The sequence below is a fragment of the Methanolobus psychrotolerans genome (assembly GCF_002243045.1).
Lineage (GTDB): Archaea > Halobacteriota > Methanosarcinia > Methanosarcinales > Methanosarcinaceae > Methanolobus > Methanolobus psychrotolerans.
The window spans coordinates 58,698-80,156 of the sequence record NZ_MBKP01000004.1 but is presented as its reverse complement, the minus strand read 5'-3'; the positions used below and the strand labels follow the sequence as shown (position 1 = coordinate 80,156).

The following is a 21,459-nucleotide window of genomic DNA, read 5'->3' as shown; positions in this document are numbered from 1 at the left end:
TGTAATTATGAGCTCCCAGTACAACCTTACATCCAATGAGAAGAATGTATTGATAACATTGGAAAATCTAGATGATGCAAGCCCCGGTGAGTTAGCTGAAAAGGCCGGAATGAAAATGGAAACTGCAATGCAAGCCGCCTTTTTGCTTGAAGAGAAAGGGCTTGTGCAGGTAGAGGAAACTGTTACCGACATTTTTGGACTTACTGCAGAAGGAAAGAAGTACGCTGAAGAAGGACTTCCTGAAAGACAGATTATCAATGCCATATTCGAACCTGCATCCATGGAGGAACTTAAAGAAAAGTTCTCACCGGCCCTTGTGGGCATTGCTACTGGGTGGCTGCGCCGCAAAGGATGGGCAGGGATCGACAAAGGTATGATAATTCCAATAGGAGACGCTCAAACAGGTGCTGATGAAAAAACACTGGTTGCATTTGCAGGGGGAGAGAAGGCGTTCGATGATCTTGGAGCAGATGAAGGAATTATCAACGACCTCATCAAACGCAAGCTTGTGGCAAAGAGCGAGAACAAACAAAGGAAGATCAAGGTCACGGCAGATGGAAAAAAACTTGCTGCCGCAGGTATCGTGATCGAAGAAGAGCTTGCGCAGATAACATCCGAACTCCTGAAGAGTGGCGAGTGGAAAAATAAGAAGTTCAGACCCTATAACATTCATACAACTCCAAAACCAGTATACGGAGCAAAGATACATCCATACCAGCGCCTTATCGATGAGATGAGACGTATTTTCCTGGATATGGGATTCACTGAGATCAAGGGAGAGGCAATACAGAGTTCATTCTGGAACTTCGATTCACTGTTCCAGCCACAAGACCACCCTGCAAGGGAAATGCAGGATACTTTCCACCTTTCCAGCACATCAGAACTTCCAGAAGAATACAAGGATAATGTATGTGCCATGCATGAGCACGGCGGAGAGACGGGATCAACCGGATGGGGGAGTAAATGGAGCGAGGAGATTGCCTGCAAGAATGTCTTAAGAACACATACAACTGCATTGACAATCAAATACCTTGCAGACAACCCGGAACCTCCTATAAAGGCTTTCTCAATAGACAGGGCATACCGCAGGGAAACTATCGACCCTACACACACACCCGAGTTCGAACAGCTCGAAGGTGTTGTGATGGACAAAGACATGTCATTCTCAAATTTATTAGGATGTCTTTCTGAGTTCTATCACAGGATGGGCTTTGAGGATGTACGGTTCAGGCCGGGATACTTCCCATACACCGAACCAAGTGTTGAGCCTGAAGTATACGTGGACGGCCTTGGATGGGTTGAACTCGGAGGAGCAGGCGTTTTCAGGAAAGAAGTTACACACCCGCTGGGAATCAAATATCCCGTACTTGCATGGGGACTTGGAGTTAGCCGCCTTGCCATGCTGAAATTGGGGCTTAAGGACCTGCGCCAGTTGTACCATTCAGACATTGACTGGCTCCGCAAGAGCCAGGTATGCCAGCTTTGAACTGGCATACGTTATTCATCTTTTTGTTCTTTGCGCATCATCTTCTTGTGATGACCTTTGCAAGAAGTGATTTTTCAATATCCACCGAATCCTGCGGACAGAGTTCCCGACAGCAATAACACAAAATGCATTTCTGCCTGTTAATTTCAAGATGCCCATCAATATCTTCAATTGCATGGGCTGAGCAGTTAATGACACATGCATCACATCGGATACATCTGGAAGTGTCTATCTTCGGCCTCATTTCAAAGTACCTTCCAAAAAACCTGGTTAAATAAGGTGGTATGTTGAACAGTATACCTCCACTTGATGGCTTATAACTCATTTTTGCATTGTTTGGATCAACCCCTACTACTTCAGGGTTGTTTTCACCAAAACCTCTTTCCAGAGCTGCAACTGTGGTCGGGACTGTCATGGGGTCAAGACCCATGATACCTGAGGCTACTACATCGAGAGAAACGCAATCATATGATGCCATGATCGCTCCGGTATTCACTGGCGTGCCATGAGAAGGACCGTTGCCTTCCATACCCACAACGGCATCCATGACCGCAAGATGAGGCTTTGCTACCGAGTACAAATCGATGACCGCTTCACCAAACAGTTTCCTGTCGGCCAGAAGGTGCATTTCCTTCCGGGTTCTGAGGGGTAATGCTCCAAACATGTTCTTGACAGCACCTGTATAACGAGTCAGTTCGTGGGTCTTCATCTTAGGCAGGGATATGATTACATCTGCATCAAGTACGGCTTTTGAAATATGCAGTTTTGGAAAATGGACTGCATCCGGGACTTCAACTTCTAGATATCCTGCGGTCTGGAAATTTATGAGTTCAACATTGTGAGCCTTTGCCACATCTTCAATACCTGAGATTCTGAAAGCTTCAGCTGTTGCTCCTGGATGGGTCATGCCTGAACCATCACCGATGAACGGGATACCGCCGGCATCCTTTACGAGATAACACATTGCAGCAACGATAGAAGGATGAGTTGTGACAGCATCCTCCGGTTTGCGGGCCGCGAGCACATTGGGCTTGAGGAGTACGCGGTCACCTTCGGAAATTATGGACTCCAGAATACCAATAAGGGATATTGCTTCAGCCACCGCGACTCCAGATGTGGAATAATCATCACATCGAACAATAGATACTTTGGAAACCATACATGATATGTAAGGATGGAGGATTAAAATAAGTATTGAAGATTGCGATGAGTGGAAAGAAGGGACTTATGTGAACTATATAAGATACCACATTATTATTATGAGTATAATAACTTTATGAACATATTCGGTAAGTATAAGAACAAAGAAGAAGAGATAATATACTAGTCTACTGAAAAGACTATTAACTCATAGGAAGGCGGTACGAAAATGAGAAAAGTATTAACTATATCGATGATACTTATGCTAGTAGCATGTATGCCATTGGCGATGGCAGTTGTTGCGGAATGGGATGGACAATTGGTATGGAATGGACAAGGTGCAGATTCACTTCGATGCGATAAGCTTGGTGAAAGCCCCGAACGCACCGAAGCTGGATGGATTCACTGGATAATCACAGGAGCAAGTGAGGTCACAGACGCTGAGCTCGTTGTTAATGGAGATCAATATACAGAATATGAAATTAATGGAGGAGCACTTAGTATATTCACTCCTTACTACGAGGTAGAAGGACTCTCTGCTACTTTCAACTACAATGGAACACTAGGTAACACACAGTTTGTCATTTCCGACTACTGCCCTGGTAAAAATGGAGAAATCCCGGAATTCCCAACCATTGCACTCCCAATAGCTGCAATCCTTGGACTGGCTTTCTTCTTCCAGCGCAGAAAGGAGTAATCATACTCCTTTAAACCTTCATTTTTAGATTCGGCTGGTTAGTTGCTTTCCATAACTTCTTCTACGCTTTTTCGTATGATATATCCTGCTTCATGCAGTATAGTATCGCCTATCTGTGTATCTTTTTCCATGCTTGCTGTACAGGGATATGAGTGATGAGCACTTGAAATAGTCTCTTTGTAGTCTTTCAGGTCAGACCATTTCAGTTTCTTGGCAACAAACCATGTTGCACCGCATGGAGCATCCCTAAGGACCTCCATGTGAGTGAAAAGTCCGTTCACGTGGTCAGCATCAATCTTTAGCAACGGACGACCAAATCCCATTTTTACGAAATCATCAATAAGTGATTTTCCCGTGAGTTCAAGTGAGCAGAAAGGCTTTGGACATGCGCATTCCACACCCTGAGATTCAAGCTTATTTTTTACCTGCTCTGCAAGACCAGCCGGCACCAGCCTGGAATCGTCTATCGGTATTATGACAGCTTTTGCACCAGTCATTGCCACAATATCCGGAACAGCCATCAAAATGTCCGGATGCAGATCTATAGCAATAATGAGATCTGACAGCGGCAAGTTATCAGGAATATATTCCATAGGTTCTTCTACAAAATCAGGAAGATCTGTGCGCAATTCAAACAGACCCACTATCATAGATGCAAAGCTTGCCCTTGGTTCGCGGCAGTGATCACACACGTCACCACATGATACGCAAAAACTATCGGAATTGACAAGGTTACCAACAACCTTCTTTCCAAACTCTCCTGAATAAAAAACACTCAGACGCATGCAACATAGTATACATATGATACTAAATAAAGTTCCCTGCTTATTTTCCTGTACCTTTTGAATGAACTATACCCATAAGATAAGCAGGTATACAGCCAATTGCCGTGCATGTTTCAAGAGAAACACCCTTTGATGTGATGTCAAGATGGTATCTGGCAAGGCTAAAAAGGTCTTTAGGCAGCCCTTTATGACCAAGTCCCACAAGTACGAGGAAAGATCTGTTATGCAGTATCTCATCTGCAAAGGCATCTGCGGTGATGGATAATTTCTTTTCAGGTTTTGATGTTGTCACGACCACCGAGCCTAACTGCGACTGGAATCCCTTCTTAGGCAAGTCAAAAACGAACAAATGATGCTCATCATGCAACAACTTCAGGTACTTGCCAGATTCACCAATAGTGGTCTTATCTGCCACATATTCTACAAGCTCATCTGGAGTCATCTTAAAAGGAAAATCAAAAAGAGCAAGAGAAAATCCAAATGCATGGCATATGGGTGCCGCCCTTGCTATTGCCCTGTAATGAGCATCCAACACTTTGATCTTATCATAAGTATTAACAATTCCTAATGTCAGCAAAAAATATCACCTAATACCTGGTATTATCTTTGATCTCCAGACGCAACACAGATTGCTTACAAGTATTAAACCTATTGCACTGCGCACAATCATCCCATATTTCCCTCTTTTCAGAATCATCAAGCCTGATAAAACCGGCTTTTTCAAAAAACACTGGTGAAGTGGTCCTTGCAAAAAGGAATTTCTCACCACTTAAATCTGAAACCAGAGCATCAAGCAACAGCCGTCCTATTCCTTTCCCGCGATGATTCGGATGGACAGCTATAGAGTGAACCTCCGGGAATTTTCCAGTTTCAAGGCATGCTGCCCCAATTATCCGGCCATCAATTGTTGCAACAATGAAATCATCGACTTCGGTACCTTCGATATCAAGGAAATAGGTGGACATCAGCACCTCAATAGCCACCTCATCTTCGTTATGTGCCTTCCTGATTTTTACATCATAGGTCATGTCACAGGTCATAATACCTCATCCATGCTTCCACTCCTGAAACCTTCCATATCCAGAGTGATGTAACTAAAACCAAGTCCCTTCATGTAAAATACAACGTCATTTCGCATTTGTAACAATGCCGGCATGTCAGCGGGAGGAATCTCTATGCGTGCAATGCCCCTGTGGTCCCGCACTCTTAACTCCTGAAAACCCAGTTTGATCAGATAGTCCTCTGCCATTTCCACTCTTTTAATGGCCTCCTCAGTCAAAGCATCATCATATGGAAAACGAGATGCCAGACATGGAGAAGGATGCTTGTCTGCAACAGAAAGTCCGAGTTCTCCTGCAATCTGCCTTATTTCTCCCTTGCTCACATCAAATTCAATAAAAGGAGAGTAAACATCATCTCCTGCTTCATCTATCGCCCTTTTTCCCGGCCTGTAAGAATTGAGATCTGAACTATTGCTCCCCTCAAGGATTACGTTAAAACCCAGTTTATCCTTCATGGATTTTAAAGTCTTAAGAATCTCCTTTTTGCAGTGATAACATCGGTTTGAACTGTTTTCGGATATAAGGGGCACACTCAATTCATTCAAATAAATGACCCTGTGCTCAATACCTATTTCAGCAGCAATTTTTCGAGCAAATTCCATTTCCCTTTCTGGAAATGAATGAATTTTGACAGTTACAGCAACCGCATTGTTACCAAGGACATCATAAGCTATCGATGCAAGAGTGGCACTGTCAACTCCTCCGGAAAAGGCGATCAGGACACTCCCTTTCTCGTATATGCCTTGCTTTATTAATTCCAGTTTTTCATTGACCATCCAGGAAGAATATGTGGAGTATAATTATTAAGCATATTCTCACAAAACATAAAATAGGATTCAAGCGTATAACTTGTAATACTTTTAACAATGGTGATAACGGATGGCATTTTTTGGAACTAATGGAGTAAGGGGAATAGCAAATGAATACATAACTCCGCAACTGGCAATCGATGTTGCAAGAAGCCTTGGAACATACATGGGATCAAGCGGAGTAGTTGCTATCGGCAGGGATACAAGAGCTTCAGGCGAGATGCTAAAATCTGCAGCAATTGCCGGTGCACTTTCTGCAGGTCTTACTGTAATTGACATAGGCATATGCCCTACGCCTTCTGTACAGTACTATGTGAAAGAATATGCAGACGCAGGAATTGTTATAACTGCATCCCACAACCCAAGGGAATACAATGGAATCAAATTAATAGCAGGCGACGGAACTGAACTTTCAAGGGACGGAGAAAAAGAAATCGAAAAGATATACTATTCGAAAGAGTTCAGTGCCGCACCCTGGCAAAAAACAGGGGACTTACGCCATGATGACAATGCCAATGAGTACTACATCAGAGGAATTATCAATTCCGTTGACCACGAACTGATACGCGGAAAAAAGTTTAAGGTCGTAATAGACACAGGATGCGGTGCAGGGTCAGTTACGCTCCCGTTCCTCCTCCAGAAACTCGGATGTGAGGTTATGACCCTTAATGGACAGGTAGATGGAACATTCCCGTGGAGAAATCCAGAGCCAACTCCCGATGTGCTCACAGAACTGGCAGGCATAGTTAAGAGCTCAGGAGCTAACATGGGAGTCGCACAGGATGGAGATGCAGACCGTGCAGTATTCTTTGATGAGAATGGCGATTTCATTGAGGAAGAGGTCCTGCTTGCAATGATGGCAAAATATGTGCTTGAAAGGAAAAAAGGCCCTGTTGTCACACCCGTAAGTTCGTCTTCACGCATGCTCGATGTTGCAAAGGAGGCAGGCGTGGAACTGGTGTGGACTGCTGTAGGTTCTATCAATGTGGCTCGCAAGATGATGGACACCGGTGCGGTCTTTGGAGGAGAAGGAAACGGAGGACTTATTTTCCCCGAACACCAGTACTGCCGTGACGGTGCAATGGCCTGCGCTAAATTCCTGGAGATCATCGCAAACGGACAGAAGTTGTCGGAGCTTGCCCAGAGCGTACCTGCATACTTCAATTCAAAAACGAAGGTCAGAGCAGATGACCTCCCAAAAACCATGGAAAAGGTCAAAAAAGAAGTGCTCTCCAAAGGCAATGAAGTCGATACAACCGACGGTGTGAAGGTATGGCATAACGATGGCTGGGTGCTTATACGACCATCCGGAACAGAGCCAATTATCCGTATATTTGCAGAATCTAAAACAAAGGAAAGAGCAGATGACCTAATGAAAAAAGGAGTTGAACTTGTTAACAGGTCAAAGTGATCAGGCCTTACCTCTTGATTCACCAAGGACAATTCCTGTTGCAATAAGATGAGCCACCCTGAGTGGCTCAGGAATATTGCTCCTTGTTGAAGATATCTCAACGATACGGGCAGCTAATTTTGGATCTATCCCACAGCATTGTATGAATACAGGATTTGACTCATCCTTTGTAACCACTTTACAGATTCTGCCAGCTTTTCGGATGATTTCCATCCGCTTCTCTTTTTCAGGGAGATTCAAAAGAGCAACTTCTATCTTTTCAAAATCCGGAAGGTTTCGCATTAGGACAATCACCGGGATTCCTGTTTTTTCATAAAGAATAACAATATCCACAGGATTAAAGCCTCCGTATGTGACGCCATCCAGCATAATTACTCGAATCTGTGGAAAATGCTTACTCTGGAGAACCATTTCAACTATGCGCTCCGTTGCATTCATCCCATCACGAATAATTTCAGAACGAAGTACGCCGTCAAGCCACATACCACCACGGAAAAAAGCCCCGACTATCGTGATAGAATCACTTATAAGCGCAGAGTCATCTATTCCCAATATGCGGATCTCGTTTTTAATATGAAAATGTCCTTGCACAAAAAATAATATGAAAGAGGGTACTGAAGTAACTTACCAGTAAGAAGGCCTAAATGAACATTCCTTCCGGAAGAACTTCCTTTTGAGTTTCTTTCTTAGACATTACTTTCTGCACGGATTCAAGGAAATCAGCCATACCTACAGACTCCTTATCGAATCTGACAGCAAGCATACCAGCCTCCATCGCAATTGCATTAAGGTCTGCACCGCTTGCACTTTCAGTAAGTTTTGCCAGTTTCTTAAAGTCAATGTCATCTGCAACGGACATGAAACGTGTGTGTATCCTGAATATATTCTCACGAGCCACTTCATCCGGCATTGGTACATTGACGATCCTGTCAAATCTTCCGGGCCTGAGTATTGCAGGGTCAAGAACATCCAGCCTGTTGGTGGCTGCAATTATTCTTATGTCACCCCTGTTATCAAACCCATCCATTTCTGCAAGCAACTGCATAAGAGTCCTCTGGACTTCCCTGTCTGCACCGTTGGTGTCATTCAGGCGTCTTGAAGCAATTGCATCCAGTTCATCTATGAAAAGGATAGTTGGGGATTTTTTCCTTGCCATGTCGAAAAGTTCCCGGACAAGTTTTGCGCCATCACCAATGTATTTTTGTATCAGCTCCGAACCTACCACTCTTATGAAAGTGGCCTCTGTCCTATGTGCAACAGCCTTTGCCAGTAAGGTTTTTCCAGTACCGGGATCACCATAGAGAAGAACACCTTTTGGAGGTGTGATGCCTATGCGTGAGAAAGATTCCGGTTTTGTTAAAGGCAACTCAACGGATTCTATCAGTTCCTGTATCTGCACTTCCAGTCCTCCAATATCTTCGTAGTCAACATCCTGTGACTCCAATACCTCCATTGCTGAAACTGCAGGATCTTCAGTCGTAGGAATTACCTCTACAATAGCAAGTGTCTGCTGGTTCAATGCAACCTTTGCACCTGGAACCAGTGAATCCTCTGTAAGGTACTGTGATACATTTACCATAAACTGCGGACCGGTGGAACTTCTTACAAGGACCTTTTCCTCACTAATGACCTCCATTACAGTTGCCACAACAAGAGGAACTGTCTTCAGACGATCAATCTCCGCCTGCAACCTGCGTACCTCACGTTCGTATTTGAGTTTCTGACTCTCAACAAAACGTTTTTCAGATTCAATCTGATCACATTGTTCTTTAAGGAGATTATTCCTTGACTCTAATTGCCTCATACGATCTAACAGATATTTGGAAAAATCTTCCTCATTATCTGAACCGACATATTCATAGTCTGCCTTGTTCACAGATGTAAAATCATACCTTCTGTGCTCAAAGTCACTGCCAGTAGTCTCGTTCATGTGCCTCCGAATACTATTTAAGTGCAAAGGGTATATAGCCCTTTCGTAAAGAAGAGATTAGACCCTATATGAGTTGAGATCTATGCAGTGTGAAATATGTGGCGCTGAAATAAGAGGCGATTCTTTTAAAGTTAGTATTGATGGAAGTGAACTTACTGTATGTGGAAGGTGTTCACAATACGGAAACACAACTGGTAAGCGTACCCCCGTATCAAAGAAAGTTGCACCGGTCAGCCGTGGCCCTTTGACATCAGGAGTCCGCAGACCACCAAGAAAAGCCCCAGGAATGGTAGTCGATGAACTTATTGATAATTATGAACATGTGATAAAGGAAGCAAGAGAAAACAAGAAATGGACACATGAACAGCTAGCTTTATCTATAAAGGAAAAAGCAACGCTGATAAAGAAAATAGAACGCGGGGAAATCGTACCTGAAGATGATGTTCGCCAGAAGATAGAAAAAGCCCTCGACATCAAGCTCACTGAAAGAACCGGCGATAGTGACTGGAGTGGTGACCGCCTGAACCGTGGTACTACACTTGGTGATATCGTGACAATCAAACGCAAATGAGAATAATATAAGTGATAAAATGAGTCTGCAAGGTAAAAAACTGGGATTTATAGGAACCGGTAAAATGGGCAGTGCATTGATAAAAGGAATATGTGGTGCAGGACTTTTTACCCCATCCGATGTTTATGCAAGTGACCTTTATGAACCATCCCTTGAGGATTTGAAACAGAACACTGGCATCAATGTATCCACTGACAATAAAGTTACGGTCACCAATTCCGATATAATTGTCCTTGCCGTCAAGCCCCAGATACTCAGGCCAGTTATAGCAGCCATGAAAGAAGATGTAACTGGAAACAAGTTAATAATCTCAATTGCTGCCGGTGTCAAACTGGAAGATATCGAAAAGGAATTCGACGAGGGTACCCGTGTTGTAAGAGTTATGCCAAACATAGCTGCAACAGTTGCGGAGGCCGCTTCCGCTATTACCCAGGGAAAGAATGCATCAAATGAAGATGCAGAAGATGCACTTTCAATATTCCGTTCAGTCGGAAGTGCTATTCAGGTCTCTGAAAATCTGATGGATGCAGTGACCGGCCTGTCTGGCAGTGGACCAGCTTATATATTCCCAATAATAGAGGCCATGGCAGATGGCGCTGTATATGAAGGACTAGACAGGAATAGTGCTCTTATCCTTGCAGCACAAACCGTAATTGGTGCTGCAAAAATGGTACTTGAGACAGGAATGCACCCCGGAGAACTCAAGGATATGGTAACTTCACCTGCAGGAACAACTATCCGAGGGATTAGAGTTCTGGAAGAATGTGGCGTCAGAGCGGCTTTTATGAAAGCTGTTATCGAGTCATCGAACCGTTCAAAAGAGTTGGCAAAATAATTACACTCATATAAAAATCCTGCACATCACCCGGATAGAAAAGTTTATTATATTAATAAGTTTTAATTATCATTAAGCTAGGAAATCCAGGCATATTAGGTGCGGGAACCTAAAAAACGTAAATAAAGAGAAAACATTATGAAAAAATTACACAAGGGGATTTTCTGGAATGGGGATTGGAGTTAAATCTTTTGCCGTAATCCGGGGCGATAATGCTGACAAGGTCAATGTGGCGTTACATGATCTTGAACATTATGGTCGAATGAGATTCGTATCAAAACCAAAAAGGATCGAACCGGTTTATGCCGACAATCTGCTGGTTAGTGTTGCAGGTGTGCCACTAAGGGCAAAATGCAATTCTGCCGCATTGGTTGAGCTTGACAACAATGCAGGTGCTGCCATCAGCAAATTAAGAAAGATACATCCACCAGCTCACGTGGTAATAGTAAGTCCAAGACATGAGATCTATGAAGAACTCATGGATAAATCTGAACTATATCCTGAATTTGAGCGCAGTTTTGAACCCCAACACCACTGAAAATGAGGAATGGGCCTAGAAAGTATCCGTAACATCCGTAGCTTTGGTAATCTCCCGTAGCTTTCGGACATAGCCAGGCAAGCTTTCAACATCTTTAATCTCTTTCTGGACAAGGGAAACAATAAGATCCCTTACTCTCGTATCAGGATTTGTATTTAGAGACTGCAGGTTTTCTAGTAGCTTTGAAGCCAGCATATTCCCCCTTCGGTCCCAGTCTGTAAGAATGACAATCTTTTGACCACTCACTGATAGCTCCTCACAGAAATTGATAAGAGAGTGGTGAGTTGCAAGACGAAAATCCCCATTAAGACCCAGGGCATTAAGAGCAAATATGTCCCTTTTCCCCTCAACAACAATGATCGAGCCATCTCTGACAAATTCCTGCAATTCATCCAGCAAGTCTTCGATCTTTTCCAGCCTTTTCTGATAAATATCAAAAGATACCTTTAATGTTCTTTTGGAATGTGAATTATTTCTTTGCATGAAAATATCCGATTAAATCTTTTTTAAAATCCTGATTGAGAGTAGCCTTTCATCAGATTAAAGACTGACCTTTGGATTCAGATATAACCATCCACAACACATAGGAAACGTTAATAAAGTAAGTTCACAAGTAAATGCCCTGTCATAATAAAAAGCAAACTTTTTGGGATTGGAGGGTACTTTTTTTGACAGGGAAATGATATTCACTTGTAATAACGAACGAATTCTTCAAATTGTTCGTAGTGGATTGCCCTTTCTACCAGATTTTCGAAATATTCATCCATGTATTTCACCTCAGATACTAGATTGTCATCAGTGTATATTAAGCGAAGGCAAGCACGGTGAAAGTATTCGAGCCGCAATTTGGGAGAACAGGCAACTAATCACAATGAGCGGGCAACTTATCATTTAGGATGCTAATGATGACAGAATACTCAGCATTCCCTAAAAGAAGGGATTTTTTTGAATTATGCATACCATTTACAATGGAGATATCAGAAGGTCTCAGTCCGAAAAGGTCTGCGATACTGCCAATAAGTTGTTCATTGGCCTTTCCTTTTTGGGCATTCTGGGACAAACGCACTTCAATGCGCTTCCTCCATAGATTGTAACCACTTGGGACACAAAGACTCTTTGAACCCGGAGTAACCTCTATATCAATGATAACTCCGCCATCCACATTTTTTAATGCATCCTCAAAAGACATTCACAGCACCGCTGACATTCCAATACAATAACATGCAACTCAAAATAGAGAATAATGGATAGGATAATGCTGTCGTCTGACGCACTAACTCCGGGAGATCATCCTATGGAATTTCCGCTGTCCTTCCCAGTTTCCCTCGTGACAGGCTTTATCGCACTATCCGGTGTATCGCATTGAGGTTGTCTGTACAATCACAGATAGGCTCTGCCATACTCTCATGCAAGGACCTAACAATACGCACATACAATACTACAGATGAGACATATAAAGGTAGCGTCTTCGATATCCACGCAGTCCTGATGCGCTTATAAACAATAAAAACCATAAATTATAGTCCATGCCCTGTCAACAGACCATCTACGGAAAAATAATATACGGACCTGAAGCAGAGGTCATTGAAGGTTATATCTTAGTCGAAGATGGAATAATAAAGGAAGTGGAAGAAAAACGGAATGATTCTGGACATATCATTGCACCCTGCTTTGTTAACGCACATACCCATATCGGCGATTCTATCTATAAGGATCCGGTCCTTGGAAAGGTGAGAGGACATTATGTGGAGAGGGATCTGAGTCAATTGGTACAACCTCCACATGGACTAAAACACAGGATACTGGCTAGGACATCACATAAAAAAATGGTGCAAGCAATGAAGAACTCCCTGATGGATATGAATAACACCGGCACATATGCATTTGCAGATTTCAGAGAAGGAGGGATCAAGGGAGTTATTGCATTAAAAGAAGCACTGGAATCTTCAGACATTAATGCTAAGATCTTTGGAAGACCAGGGAACTGCAAAGAGAAAAGAGACATCTCAGAAGAACTGGAAGAATTGCTTATCAATTCAGACGGACTTGGCATGAGTGGCGCAAATGACATGGATATTACTATCCTGGAAACAGCAAGGCAACATTCTTTAAAAAGAAATAAGACCTTTGCAATACATGCTGGAGAAAGCAGCCGTGATGATATCGAAAAGGCATTAACCTTTGACCCTGATATTCTTATACATATGACAAAGGCAACAAACCAGGATCTCAGGGGAGTTGCTGATATGGATATACCGGTGGTGGTTTGTCCCCGATCGAATTTCATAACCGGAGTGGGGATGGCTCCTATTATTGAAATGCTTGATAACGGGATCAAAGTTGCAGTTGGAACAGACAATGTAATGTTGAATTCAGTCAATATGTTTGCTGAAATGGAGTTATTGTCTAAAATTTTCGGAATAGACGACAGACAAGTATTTATGATGTGTACGCTTATGGGAGCAGCAATATTAGGACTTGAGACAACAGGTTCTATTCTGGAAGGAAATATAGCAAAAATAATGATCATTAATGGAAATTCAAATAATCTCACAGGTATAAAAGACCCGATCAGTGGAATTGTTAGGAGAGGGCGACCTGATGATATACTATCAGTGATTATATAACAGGGAAATATTCACACAGGAGAGGGATTATGACAAGTACTCTGTATAAAAATATATTTATTGCAACCGATGGATCCAAACCAAACCGAAAAGCAGTTCAGCACAGTATTGAACTTGCGAAATTGAGTGGGGCAAAATTGTATGCAGGATATGTTGTCGATACTGCAGCTTTTGCTTCTATTCCAATGGATGCCGGATGGGAAATGATGTATGAGCTCCTTGAAAAGGAAGCAAATATTGCGACAGAATCCGTTGAAAAAATGGCACTGGATGCAGGCATTGCTTTTGAGACAGTGATCCTTGAAGGAAACCCAAGTCATGAGATCATTGAATTTGCGGACAATAATAACATAGACCTGATAGTAATGGGCACTCTTGGAAAAACCGGATTTGACAGATTCCTGCTTGGAAGTGTTGCCGAAAAGATTACAAGAAACTCAAAGGTACCTGTACTTGTAGTACGGGGTGACTCCGAAGAGGATAAATAAGGAGTTTTACTAATGCCAAAAAACATCAAAGTTTCTGACATAATGAGGACTAGTGTTGCCTATGCAACCCTCCCTGGCTCAAGGGATGAAGTCCATACCCTGCTTAAAGAGAAAAAAGTATCCGGAGTTCCTGTATTAAAAGACGGGAAGATTGTTGGAGTCGTCAGCAGGGCGAACCTTCTTAAGAATCCTGAAGAAGAGCAATTAGCTCTTTTGATGACACGCAACCCCATAGTAATAGACCCTGATGCGGACATGACAGTTGCAGCAAAGATCCTTCTGGAGAACAATATCAGAAGGCTACCTGTCGTAAAGGATGAAAAACTGGTGGGAATCGTTTCTGTTGCTGACATTGTCGCCTCTATTGCAGAAATGGATATTACCGACCATGTAGGGCAATATCTTAATCCTACGGTTTTACCTGTATGGACAGATACTCCATTGAATGTTGCCGCCAGAATAATGGAGCTTGCAAAGTCCAAAGCAGCCCCTGTCATTGATAGCAATCTTGAAGTCGTTGGCATAATTACAGACCGTGACATTATAAGTGCCAGTGTCATTGAGGACTCCGTGGAAATGTCCGACATGTCCAATGGTTCGGATGACGATGAGTGGACATGGGAGTCCATGAGAGACACCATGAGCATTTACTATAGTGTTTCAAGAGTAAAGGTACCTGATGTACCCGTAAAGGATGTTATGGTCAAAGAACTTGTTAAAGCTGCATATATCTCAGGGGTTAGCGAGTGTGCATTGAAGATGAAGAGGAATAAGGTTGACCAGATTCCGATAGTCAATGCTAACCAGAGATTCCTTGGACTTCTACGTGATCGTAATATTATGAAGGCAATCGTAGACTACTAATAAGATATACTTTTGGGTAGTAGTACCCGAAATCCTTTTTTTATTTGGTGATTCTGATGGAACGCCCTTTTACATTCATAAATTCAGCGATGTCTGCTGATGGCAAGATATCCACAAAGGAGAGAAAACAGGTTAGAATATCCGGCAAAGTCGATTTTAACCGCATGGATAAACTCCGGGCAGAGTCTGATGCTATTATGGTAGGTATTGGAACCGTTCTTGCAGATAATCCCAGCCTTACTGTAAAATCACCAGAACTTCGGGAAAACAGGATAAAGGCAGGGCTCAATGAAAATCCTGTGAGGATTATTGTAGACAGTAAAGCAAAAACACCCTTTGATGCCGATATTTTCAAAAAAGGGGAAGGGAAACGAATTATAATCGTTTCTGAATCAGCCCCTGATGAGAAAGTGACCAAGCTTCAGGAAAAGGCAGACATAATTGTAAGCGGGAAGGATAAAGTAGATCTTCTGCAAGCCATGCATGAACTCAGGAAACGGGGTATCAACCGGTTAATGGTGGAAGGTGGAGCAACACTTAACTGGGGAATGCTATCCAATGGTCTTGTCGATGAGATATATATCTTTGTAGGAAACCTTATAATCGGTGGAAATAGTTCTCCGACCTTTGTTGATGGTGAAGGTTTCCCGGAAAAAGAGCTTTTGAAACTTGAGCTCATCGATGCCGAAAAAATAGAACACGGCATTCTCTTGAAATGGAAAGTACTTGTAAGATAGCTTAGTTATATCGTATATAATAAAATAGTACAATATATGGTTTAGTGCGACTTCCCCAAAACACCACACAACTTATAAATAAATACATGCTATATTAGGCAAGTAAAAGTGATACCATGAACAAGACAATTCTGCCTGTAATATTTATCATATCTGTACTTTTCATTGCTGTCGGACTTATAGGAGACAATAAAGAAGCAAATGAAAACAGTGCACTCACCACTGTTAGCAACATACAGCAATTAAATGATGCCCTTAAAGAAGGTCCTGTTCTAGTAGAAATTGGCACAGATACATGCCCTGCATGCATTGCTCAAAAACCTATCATGATAGATATTGCAAACGATTATCGGGGCAAAGCCACCGTTATATATATTAATTCCGGGAAAAGCCCGGCTTTAGCTGGCAGCTTCAATATATATTCTATTCCTGACATCTTTGTCATTGCTGCAAAGAGTGACGATGGCTACATCTACATGAAAACAGATGGACAAACAACAAATAATCGAAATGAAGCAAGGTTCATAGGCCTGACTGCCAGGAAAACACTGACAAATCTTCTTGATGCAGCAATTGATTATAGGCAATGATTAATAGGCAGGTAAAATAATGGAAGCGAGTTCATTCACACCACTTGCGATTTTTTTTGCCGGGATTGTGAGCGTACTATCGCCTTGCGTACTCCCATTGCTACCAATAGTGCTTGCCTATTCAACAGGCGACAGCAAATTTCGTCCTGTTGCAATAATAATTGGGCTTACCGTATCATTTACAGTCATGGGCATTGCAGCTTCTGCTTTTGGGACATTGCTATGGACTCATATTAGCAAGCTTAGAATAATTGCAGAGGTCATGATAATTTCCATCGGAATTTCAATGCTTATCGAAAAAGACATGTTTGGTTTTTTTTCACATTACACAGGAAAATTCCATACTGAAGGAAAAGGACTTCTGGGAGGAATAATCGTTGGGATCTCACTTGGAATTGTCTGGGTCCCATGTGTGGGACCCATTCTTGCCTCCATTCTCACATTGGTGGCAATGGAAAGTGATATCCTTTACGGTGCAGGACTTCTATTTATATACTCCCTAGGTTTTGCCATCCCAATGATCCTCATTGCATATTCTGCAAAAATATCCGGCGACAGACTTAGCAGATTATCCAAATATGACATTGAAATGAAAAAAGCGGCAGGATTGATACTTGTACTTGCAGGCTTGTGGATGGCCTACACAAACCATATTGCCGCTTACTTATAATCCGGTTTATGCTGTTCCCTAAACAATTACACAAATGATAAATACCAACCAATTACTATTTTAATTAAATTAGATTAAAATGATTTGATAAATATAGTTTTTTGGTGGTATGATGATATTTAAAAAAATATTATTTACAGGAATAGTTATTACGATATATATTGGGATGGCAACCACGGCATTTGCAGCCATTTCTGACACTATCGGAGACTTTTATTCTCCAGATATAAGTTCACTTGAGGTTTCAAATGATGGAAATAATCTCAATATAGTGATAACATGCACAGAGGATGTCGCAGATTATAGTTTCTATGGGGCGGTGTTTGTTGACACTGACCAGAACAGCCGGACCGGATATTCTGACAACGGAGCAGATTACGTATACCAGTTCAGTTACATGAGCATAATCTATTCTGACCCCATAATAACTACGACACTGAACGATGATACGCTGTACATGAACACACTGCAAGCACAAGGAAACAATATTTTCATCACACTGCCCCTTTCGATACTGGGCAATGACGATGGAAACGTCAATGTTTTTGTTGCAGTCCATGACCAAATAGTAAAAGCCCTCGAATTTGATCGGGCACCTGATCATGGAATCTTCAACACTGCAAGCGGAGAAGTTGAAACAACAGGTCCCAACCTGAGAGGCGGAAGTATTAGCGATAGAACCGGAGACAGCAGCTCAGGTGACATTGAAGAGGTCAGTGCTAGTGTAACGAATGGTGTCCTGAACCTTGAGATAACCTACAACCACAATATAGAACCTAGCGGATATTCTTACGGAGAAGATATCAGCGGCTGGATATCTATTGATGCAGACCAGAAACTTGCAACCGGCTTTTCAAATACCGAGCAGGCACCCCCTACATTTGGAGTGGATTATAGAATCGAATATGCAGTAGGCAGCCTTACAGGAACCGATGCAAGCATTAAGATGATGAAAACTGGTTCAGATATGCAAAAAATGGGGTACTCGGATACAAAGAATATACCCCTTGGAATCCCCTACAACGATGCTACCTTCAAAGTATCAGGAAATAAAGCATCCCTGGGAATACCTCTTACACTGCTTGGAAATGACGATGGGAATATGTACCTGACAGCCGATTCCTTCACCCTGCAGGGTTCGCTTAGTGGAGCCATGGATAGCGTACCGGACAACGGGCAAGGTGCTCTTAATGCTGCAGATGGGTCAATAAAGCCCCTCCTGTCATATGGTGCAGACAAGAAGACACTAACTGATGCCGCAGGTGATTCCACTGGCTTTGGGTATGACGGAGATGATATTGTTTCTGCTGATGTTGGCTTTACTGATAATACCATGCTTATCACTATTGAATATACAAGCCTAAGCATGGATGACGGGGCGATCACCACAATTTATTTTGATACTGATCAAGACCAAAGCATGGATTACTTAATTGGCTTTGGTCTACACAGTGGAAAACTCTCCGGAACAATCTTCGGGACATATGATAGAAAATATAATGTAAGGGAGGCAACTCATCTTATAACGATGCAGGGAAACAAGATGTACCTAAGTATTCCAGCGGAATTTGTGCCTGATGACGGAAATATGAATATCTTTATCGAAACCGCCATGGTCCCTTATGGGGCAGATATACCTGATTCTTTGAGAAAGGAGAATGGTTCGGTGTACATAAATCCTGATAAATATGGCAGGACATTGTACGACAGAGCACCTGATTTGGGAGTCTTCACTATCGGAGCAAATGGAAATTTCAAATTTGCTGGCAATGACAACAATGCACTACAAGGAGATCAGGAAGAAGGACCCGGATTCACAGGAATGATGGCAACTGTAGTCATAGCCGTAAGCTCATATATTGCCAAAAAGAGAAAATAAGAAAAAAGTAGTATTCAGTTTTGAAATGATGAATGTGCTTAATCAATGACACATTCATCTTCATTTGCCATTGCCACAAGTTCATTGATGCAGGCAACTGCCATTGGTGTTCCGCCACGTGTCCCCACACATGTGATGGAAGGTACCGGTGCGTTCCTGACAGCTTCTTTTGATTCTGCGGCATTGACAAATCCCACAGGAGTACCAACAATAATTGCCGGTTTGATACCGTGTTCTATCATCCTGCAAACTGCAAAAGCAGCTGATGGCGCATTGCCGATAGCAACAATTGAACCTTCAAGTATGTCTTTGCATTTCAGGAAACCTGCTGCGGTCCTTGTAATACCGTACTTGCGGGCAAGTTCTGCATCCTCATCCTTATCAAGTACACAGATGATCTCACAATTGTGACCCCTCTTGGTAATACCTGCTTTGACCATATTGATATCTACAAGAATAGGAACACCTTTTTTGATAGCTTCTACGCCTGCTTTCATAGGATCGTTGACAAAACGCATGATATCTGCAACTGCCGGGTCACCTGTTGAGGTTACACAGCGCTGTCTGACCTTGTCCTCAATAGTCTCATCACCAACGAGTTTTTTAGCAATATTACGACTGGTCATGTAAATTGCCTTTGCTTCATCGGTTTGTGCCCCAAGGTCAGTACAGATAGCAATAAGCTCCGGATCGATCTCAGTAGTCATTTCCACAAGCTCTTCAAGACCTGTGTCAGTTTGCTTTTTGGATTCAGTAGTCATATTTCCGATGATACCCCCTTGGAGTTATTATTCTCTTGCCGTATGGTGAATCCCATATGCGGGAATCGTTGGTCGTGATAAGGATAGTAGTACTCATGTCCACCCAGTCATTATATTCCATGACCTCGCCAAGGGTAGTAACTATATAATCCTGATCGCTGTCCCTCAGGGCATTCTTTACAAGACCTACAGGAACGGAAGCATCCTTGTGACGTCTGATGATATCGATAGCTCTTGAAAAATTAGAATTGCGCTGGCGGCTTTTTGGATTGTAAAGTGACATTACAAAGTCTGCTGACGCTGCTGCATCAAGCCTTTTCTCAATTACTTCCCACGGCGTCAGAAGGTCACTGAGACTTACGGTGCACATGTCGTTAACGATAGGTGCACCCAGTACACTCGCTGCTGCCGTGATAGCTGTAACACCCGGTAAGACCTCTATTTCAACATTCAGACCTGCGTGCTCTGCCACTTCAAGGACAAGACCTGCCATCCCATAAATGTTTGCATCCCCGCCGCTTATCATGGAAACAACATTTTCCTGTGCAAGCTCCACTGCCTTGCGTGAGCGGTCAACTTCCTTACCCATAGCACTGCGAACGATCTTCTGTTTATCCAGCAGACTTGCCATTTGATCCAGATAAGTGCCGTTTCCAACAACATAACCTGAGTTTATGATTACGTCTCTGGCCTTGACTGTCAGGTGATCGACTGAACCAGGACCTATACCAATGATGTAAAGCTTTCCTTTTGCTTCACTCTGCGATTGCGATTGTGACCCTTCCATAAACCTTCTTCCTTAGTATTAATTCTTTTTTTTCCGACAACGCCAGCGCGGCAGGTTCTGCCACACCTGTAAGCCCGAAGCGTTTTGCCTGCGAAGCCGACGGCGTATCATAATTATTTAATTCATCATGTTCTATGAACGTAATCTTAAGATCGAGAATCTTTGCTGCCTCGTGGAGACCAGCCTCGTTCTCTTTCAATTTTGCAGATGCCAGCCCTTCCACTTCATCGATGCTCCTGCCTGCCTCCACAAGTGCATTGTTGATTGCATCAATAGCTTCCTGGCTGTTGATACCCCTTCGGGCCCCGATACCAATTATCATGAGTTCTCAGCCTTTTCCTTTTTCAGGACAGATACATCATCCCCGACAATGACGATTTTGGGACCTTTTATCTCAAGGACCTCAACATCTTCATCAAGCAGAGCGCAGTTAACTTGCACAGTGGAAGGCTTGTTAACGATATCGCAACCAAGTACCTTGGCAATGCCCTCGACAGAGTTCCTGTTATGAACCTCAGTAGCCGTTGTGACAACAGGGATGGGCCCAATCTCAGCTATCTTCCGGACAACCTCATTGCCCCCATGATGACCGCCAAGCAGAGGAATTGCAAAATTCATGTTCGAATCAACCACAATGACTGCGGGATCCTTCCATTTGTCCACAATAAGAGGCGCAATCTCGCGAACCACGATGCCAGTGGCAAAGACTGCCACAATAGCATCATACTGCTCAAAGGCCTTTTTGAAGATACTTTTGTCATACATCAGGACATCAGCATTCAGATGTCCTGCC

26 protein-coding genes are annotated in these 21,459 nt (G+C 42.8%); 13 read left to right on the top strand and 13 right to left on the bottom strand.

Annotated features, from left to right (window positions below; translation table 11 throughout):
* Positions 1-7 precede the first annotated feature (7 nt).
* Positions 8-1,486, top strand: coding sequence for a phenylalanine--tRNA ligase subunit alpha (gene pheS / locus BB781_RS01460; RefSeq protein WP_094226723.1), 1,479 nt, complete (start codon positions 8-10; stop codon positions 1,484-1,486).
* A 37-nt stretch (positions 1,487-1,523) separates the two neighbouring features.
* Here pheS and BB781_RS01455 read toward each other — a convergent pair whose 3' ends face one another.
* Positions 1,524-2,645, bottom strand: a complete 1,122-nt coding sequence (locus BB781_RS01455; protein ID WP_094226722.1) for a DUF362 domain-containing protein — start codon at positions 2,643-2,645, stop codon at positions 1,524-1,526.
* A 210-nt stretch (positions 2,646-2,855) separates the two neighbouring features.
* On the opposite strand from BB781_RS01455, the gene BB781_RS16020 reads away from it, so the two are divergent.
* Positions 2,856-3,323 carry a PEF-CTERM sorting domain-containing protein gene (locus BB781_RS16020; protein WP_242492487.1) on the top strand — a complete coding sequence of 156 codons (468 nt, stop codon included), beginning with the start codon at positions 2,856-2,858 and terminating at the stop codon, positions 3,321-3,323.
* 38 nt (positions 3,324-3,361) lie between these two features.
* On the opposite strand, the gene BB781_RS01445 is transcribed toward BB781_RS16020, so the two are convergent.
* The 4 genes from BB781_RS01445 to larE are packed head-to-tail and all read right to left on the bottom strand — an operon-like array spanning position 3,362 to position 5,945.
* Complete coding sequence (locus BB781_RS01445) at positions 3,362-4,108, bottom strand: DUF166 domain-containing protein (protein WP_094226721.1); 747 nt, start codon at positions 4,106-4,108, stop codon at positions 3,362-3,364.
* Positions 4,109-4,148: 40 nt separating this feature from the next.
* The gene (locus BB781_RS01440) at positions 4,149-4,685 is read right to left on the bottom strand and encodes a DUF531 domain-containing protein (protein WP_094226720.1); all 537 of its coding nucleotides are present in this window, start codon (positions 4,683-4,685) and stop codon (positions 4,149-4,151) included.
* A 10-nt stretch (positions 4,686-4,695) separates the two neighbouring features.
* A complete protein-coding gene (locus BB781_RS01435; RefSeq protein WP_094226719.1) occupies positions 4,696-5,148 on the bottom strand; it encodes a GNAT family N-acetyltransferase in 453 nt (150 codons plus the stop codon).
* The gene (gene larE / locus BB781_RS01430) at positions 5,145-5,945 is read right to left on the bottom strand and encodes an ATP-dependent sacrificial sulfur transferase LarE (RefSeq protein ID WP_094226718.1); all 801 of its coding nucleotides are present in this window, start codon (positions 5,943-5,945) and stop codon (positions 5,145-5,147) included. Before larE ends, BB781_RS01435 begins: the two co-directional genes overlap by 4 nt.
* 103 nt (positions 5,946-6,048) lie before the next feature.
* Here larE and glmM point away from each other — a divergent pair, with 103 nt between their 5' ends.
* Positions 6,049-7,389, top strand: a complete 1,341-nt coding sequence (gene glmM, locus BB781_RS01425) for a phosphoglucosamine mutase (protein WP_094226717.1) — start codon at positions 6,049-6,051, stop codon at positions 7,387-7,389.
* Here glmM and BB781_RS01420 read toward each other — a convergent pair whose 3' ends face one another.
* Together BB781_RS01420 and BB781_RS01415 are read right to left on the bottom strand one after the other, a co-directional pair.
* Positions 7,390-7,980 (bottom strand): endonuclease dU, encoded by a 591-nt coding sequence (locus BB781_RS01420; RefSeq protein WP_094226716.1) that lies wholly within the window; start codon positions 7,978-7,980, stop codon positions 7,390-7,392. It lies immediately after the preceding gene.
* Between the two features lie 49 nt (positions 7,981-8,029).
* Positions 8,030-9,319 carry a proteasome-activating nucleotidase gene (locus tag BB781_RS01415; protein WP_094226715.1) on the bottom strand — a complete coding sequence of 430 codons (1,290 nt, stop codon included), beginning with the start codon at positions 9,317-9,319 and terminating at the stop codon, positions 8,030-8,032.
* An 82-nt stretch (positions 9,320-9,401) separates the two neighbouring features.
* On the opposite strand from BB781_RS01415, the gene BB781_RS01410 reads away from it, so the two are divergent.
* The 3 genes from BB781_RS01410 (at position 9,402) to BB781_RS01400 (ending at position 11,263) form a co-directional block, all read left to right on the top strand.
* Positions 9,402-9,890, top strand: a complete 489-nt coding sequence (locus BB781_RS01410; protein ID WP_094226714.1) for a multiprotein bridging factor aMBF1 — start codon at positions 9,402-9,404, stop codon at positions 9,888-9,890.
* A gap of 19 nt (positions 9,891-9,909) precedes the next feature.
* A complete protein-coding gene (gene proC / locus BB781_RS01405) occupies positions 9,910-10,725 on the top strand; it encodes a pyrroline-5-carboxylate reductase (RefSeq protein ID WP_207205225.1) in 816 nt (271 codons plus the stop codon).
* 169 nt (positions 10,726-10,894) lie between these two features.
* A complete protein-coding gene (locus tag BB781_RS01400; protein ID WP_094226713.1) occupies positions 10,895-11,263 on the top strand; it encodes a DUF356 domain-containing protein in 369 nt (122 codons plus the stop codon).
* A 15-nt stretch (positions 11,264-11,278) separates the two neighbouring features.
* Here BB781_RS01400 and BB781_RS01395 read toward each other — a convergent pair whose 3' ends face one another.
* Together BB781_RS01395 and BB781_RS01390 are read right to left on the bottom strand one after the other, a co-directional pair.
* Complete coding sequence (locus tag BB781_RS01395) at positions 11,279-11,746, bottom strand: toprim domain-containing protein (RefSeq protein ID WP_094226712.1); 468 nt, start codon at positions 11,744-11,746, stop codon at positions 11,279-11,281.
* 379 nt (positions 11,747-12,125) lie between these two features.
* The gene (locus BB781_RS01390) at positions 12,126-12,452 is read right to left on the bottom strand and encodes a DUF167 domain-containing protein (RefSeq protein ID WP_094226711.1); all 327 of its coding nucleotides are present in this window, start codon (positions 12,450-12,452) and stop codon (positions 12,126-12,128) included.
* A 337-nt stretch (positions 12,453-12,789) separates the two neighbouring features.
* Between BB781_RS01390 and BB781_RS01385 the strand changes: the two genes are divergently transcribed.
* The 7 genes from BB781_RS01385 (at position 12,790) to BB781_RS01355 (ending at position 19,118) form a co-directional block, all read left to right on the top strand.
* On the top strand, positions 12,790-13,890 hold the full coding sequence (locus BB781_RS01385; RefSeq protein WP_094226710.1) for an amidohydrolase family protein: 1,101 nt from the start codon (positions 12,790-12,792) through the stop codon (positions 13,888-13,890).
* Positions 13,891-13,919: 29 nt separating this feature from the next.
* Complete coding sequence (locus BB781_RS01380; protein ID WP_094226709.1) at positions 13,920-14,378, top strand: universal stress protein; 459 nt, start codon at positions 13,920-13,922, stop codon at positions 14,376-14,378.
* Between the two features lie 12 nt (positions 14,379-14,390).
* Entirely contained in the window at positions 14,391-15,242 is an 852-nt protein-coding gene (locus BB781_RS01375) for a CBS domain-containing protein (protein WP_094226708.1), read from the top strand.
* Positions 15,243-15,298: 56 nt separating this feature from the next.
* Positions 15,299-15,979, top strand: a complete 681-nt coding sequence (locus BB781_RS01370) for a 2,5-diamino-6-(ribosylamino)-4(3H)-pyrimidinone 5'-phosphate reductase (RefSeq protein ID WP_094226707.1) — start codon at positions 15,299-15,301, stop codon at positions 15,977-15,979.
* Between the two features lie 116 nt (positions 15,980-16,095).
* Positions 16,096-16,569, top strand: coding sequence for a thioredoxin family protein (locus BB781_RS01365; protein WP_094226706.1), 474 nt, complete (start codon positions 16,096-16,098; stop codon positions 16,567-16,569).
* 19 nt (positions 16,570-16,588) lie between these two features.
* Positions 16,589-17,239: a cytochrome c biogenesis CcdA family protein gene (locus BB781_RS01360; RefSeq protein WP_094226705.1), complete on the top strand. Its 651-nt coding sequence runs from the start codon at positions 16,589-16,591 to the stop codon at positions 17,237-17,239.
* 112 nt (positions 17,240-17,351) lie between these two features.
* Positions 17,352-19,118, top strand: coding sequence for a hypothetical protein (locus BB781_RS01355; RefSeq protein ID WP_094226704.1), 1,767 nt, complete (start codon positions 17,352-17,354; stop codon positions 19,116-19,118).
* A 38-nt stretch (positions 19,119-19,156) separates the two neighbouring features.
* Here the strand turns inward: BB781_RS01355 and BB781_RS01350 are convergent, their stop codons facing one another.
* From BB781_RS01350 to BB781_RS01335, 4 genes are read right to left on the bottom strand one after another with little or no spacing between them, the layout of a single operon-like run.
* Positions 19,157-19,879: a precorrin-8X methylmutase gene (locus BB781_RS01350; RefSeq protein ID WP_094226703.1), complete on the bottom strand. Its 723-nt coding sequence runs from the start codon at positions 19,877-19,879 to the stop codon at positions 19,157-19,159.
* Positions 19,869-20,666 (bottom strand): precorrin-3B C(17)-methyltransferase, encoded by a 798-nt coding sequence (cobJ, locus tag BB781_RS01345; RefSeq protein ID WP_094226702.1) that lies wholly within the window; start codon positions 20,664-20,666, stop codon positions 19,869-19,871. Before cobJ ends, BB781_RS01350 begins: the two co-directional genes overlap by 11 nt.
* Positions 20,635-20,988 carry a cobalamin biosynthesis protein gene (locus BB781_RS01340; protein WP_094226701.1) on the bottom strand — a complete coding sequence of 118 codons (354 nt, stop codon included), beginning with the start codon at positions 20,986-20,988 and terminating at the stop codon, positions 20,635-20,637. The genes cobJ and BB781_RS01340 overlap by 32 nt, the downstream gene beginning before the upstream one ends.
* Positions 20,985-21,431 carry a cobalamin biosynthesis protein CbiG gene (locus tag BB781_RS01335; protein ID WP_094226700.1) on the bottom strand — a complete coding sequence of 149 codons (447 nt, stop codon included), beginning with the start codon at positions 21,429-21,431 and terminating at the stop codon, positions 20,985-20,987. The genes BB781_RS01340 and BB781_RS01335 overlap by 4 nt, the downstream gene beginning before the upstream one ends.
* Positions 21,432-21,459 lie beyond the last annotated feature (28 nt).

Excerpts from the sequence above, each read along its gene's own strand:
- pheS (WP_094226723.1), top strand. The coding sequence starts at position 8 with ATGAGCTCCCAGTACAACCTTACATCCAATGAGAAGAATGTATTGATA.
- BB781_RS01455 (WP_094226722.1), bottom strand. The coding sequence starts at position 2,645 with ATGGTTTCCAAAGTATCTATTGTTCGATGTGATGATTATTCCACATCT.
- BB781_RS16020 (WP_242492487.1), top strand. The coding sequence starts at position 2,856 with ATGAGAAAAGTATTAACTATATCGATGATACTTATGCTAGTAGCATGT.
- BB781_RS01445 (WP_094226721.1), bottom strand. The coding sequence starts at position 4,108 with ATGCGTCTGAGTGTTTTTTATTCAGGAGAGTTTGGAAAGAAGGTTGTT.
- BB781_RS01435 (WP_094226719.1), bottom strand. The coding sequence starts at position 5,148 with ATGACCTGTGACATGACCTATGATGTAAAAATCAGGAAGGCACATAAC.
- larE (WP_094226718.1), bottom strand. The coding sequence starts at position 5,945 with ATGGTCAATGAAAAACTGGAATTAATAAAGCAAGGCATATACGAGAAA.
- glmM (WP_094226717.1), top strand. The coding sequence starts at position 6,049 with ATGGCATTTTTTGGAACTAATGGAGTAAGGGGAATAGCAAATGAATAC.
- BB781_RS01415 (WP_094226715.1), bottom strand. The coding sequence starts at position 9,319 with ATGAACGAGACTACTGGCAGTGACTTTGAGCACAGAAGGTATGATTTT.
- BB781_RS01410 (WP_094226714.1), top strand. The coding sequence starts at position 9,402 with ATGCAGTGTGAAATATGTGGCGCTGAAATAAGAGGCGATTCTTTTAAA.
- proC (WP_207205225.1), top strand. The coding sequence starts at position 9,910 with ATGAGTCTGCAAGGTAAAAAACTGGGATTTATAGGAACCGGTAAAATG.
- BB781_RS01400 (WP_094226713.1), top strand. The coding sequence starts at position 10,895 with ATGGGGATTGGAGTTAAATCTTTTGCCGTAATCCGGGGCGATAATGCT.
- BB781_RS01395 (WP_094226712.1), bottom strand. The coding sequence starts at position 11,746 with ATGCAAAGAAATAATTCACATTCCAAAAGAACATTAAAGGTATCTTTT.
- BB781_RS01390 (WP_094226711.1), bottom strand. The coding sequence starts at position 12,452 with ATGTCTTTTGAGGATGCATTAAAAAATGTGGATGGCGGAGTTATCATT.
- BB781_RS01385 (WP_094226710.1), top strand. The coding sequence starts at position 12,790 with ATGCCCTGTCAACAGACCATCTACGGAAAAATAATATACGGACCTGAA.
- BB781_RS01380 (WP_094226709.1), top strand. The coding sequence starts at position 13,920 with ATGACAAGTACTCTGTATAAAAATATATTTATTGCAACCGATGGATCC.
- BB781_RS01375 (WP_094226708.1), top strand. The coding sequence starts at position 14,391 with ATGCCAAAAAACATCAAAGTTTCTGACATAATGAGGACTAGTGTTGCC.
- BB781_RS01370 (WP_094226707.1), top strand. The coding sequence starts at position 15,299 with ATGGAACGCCCTTTTACATTCATAAATTCAGCGATGTCTGCTGATGGC.
- BB781_RS01365 (WP_094226706.1), top strand. The coding sequence starts at position 16,096 with ATGAACAAGACAATTCTGCCTGTAATATTTATCATATCTGTACTTTTC.
- BB781_RS01360 (WP_094226705.1), top strand. The coding sequence starts at position 16,589 with ATGGAAGCGAGTTCATTCACACCACTTGCGATTTTTTTTGCCGGGATT.
- BB781_RS01355 (WP_094226704.1), top strand. The coding sequence starts at position 17,352 with ATGATATTTAAAAAAATATTATTTACAGGAATAGTTATTACGATATAT.
- BB781_RS01350 (WP_094226703.1), bottom strand. The coding sequence starts at position 19,879 with ATGACTACTGAATCCAAAAAGCAAACTGACACAGGTCTTGAAGAGCTT.
- cobJ (WP_094226702.1), bottom strand. The coding sequence starts at position 20,666 with ATGGAAGGGTCACAATCGCAATCGCAGAGTGAAGCAAAAGGAAAGCTT.
- BB781_RS01340 (WP_094226701.1), bottom strand. The coding sequence starts at position 20,988 with ATGATAATTGGTATCGGGGCCCGAAGGGGTATCAACAGCCAGGAAGCT.
- BB781_RS01335 (WP_094226700.1), bottom strand. The coding sequence starts at position 21,431 with ATGTATGACAAAAGTATCTTCAAAAAGGCCTTTGAGCAGTATGATGCT.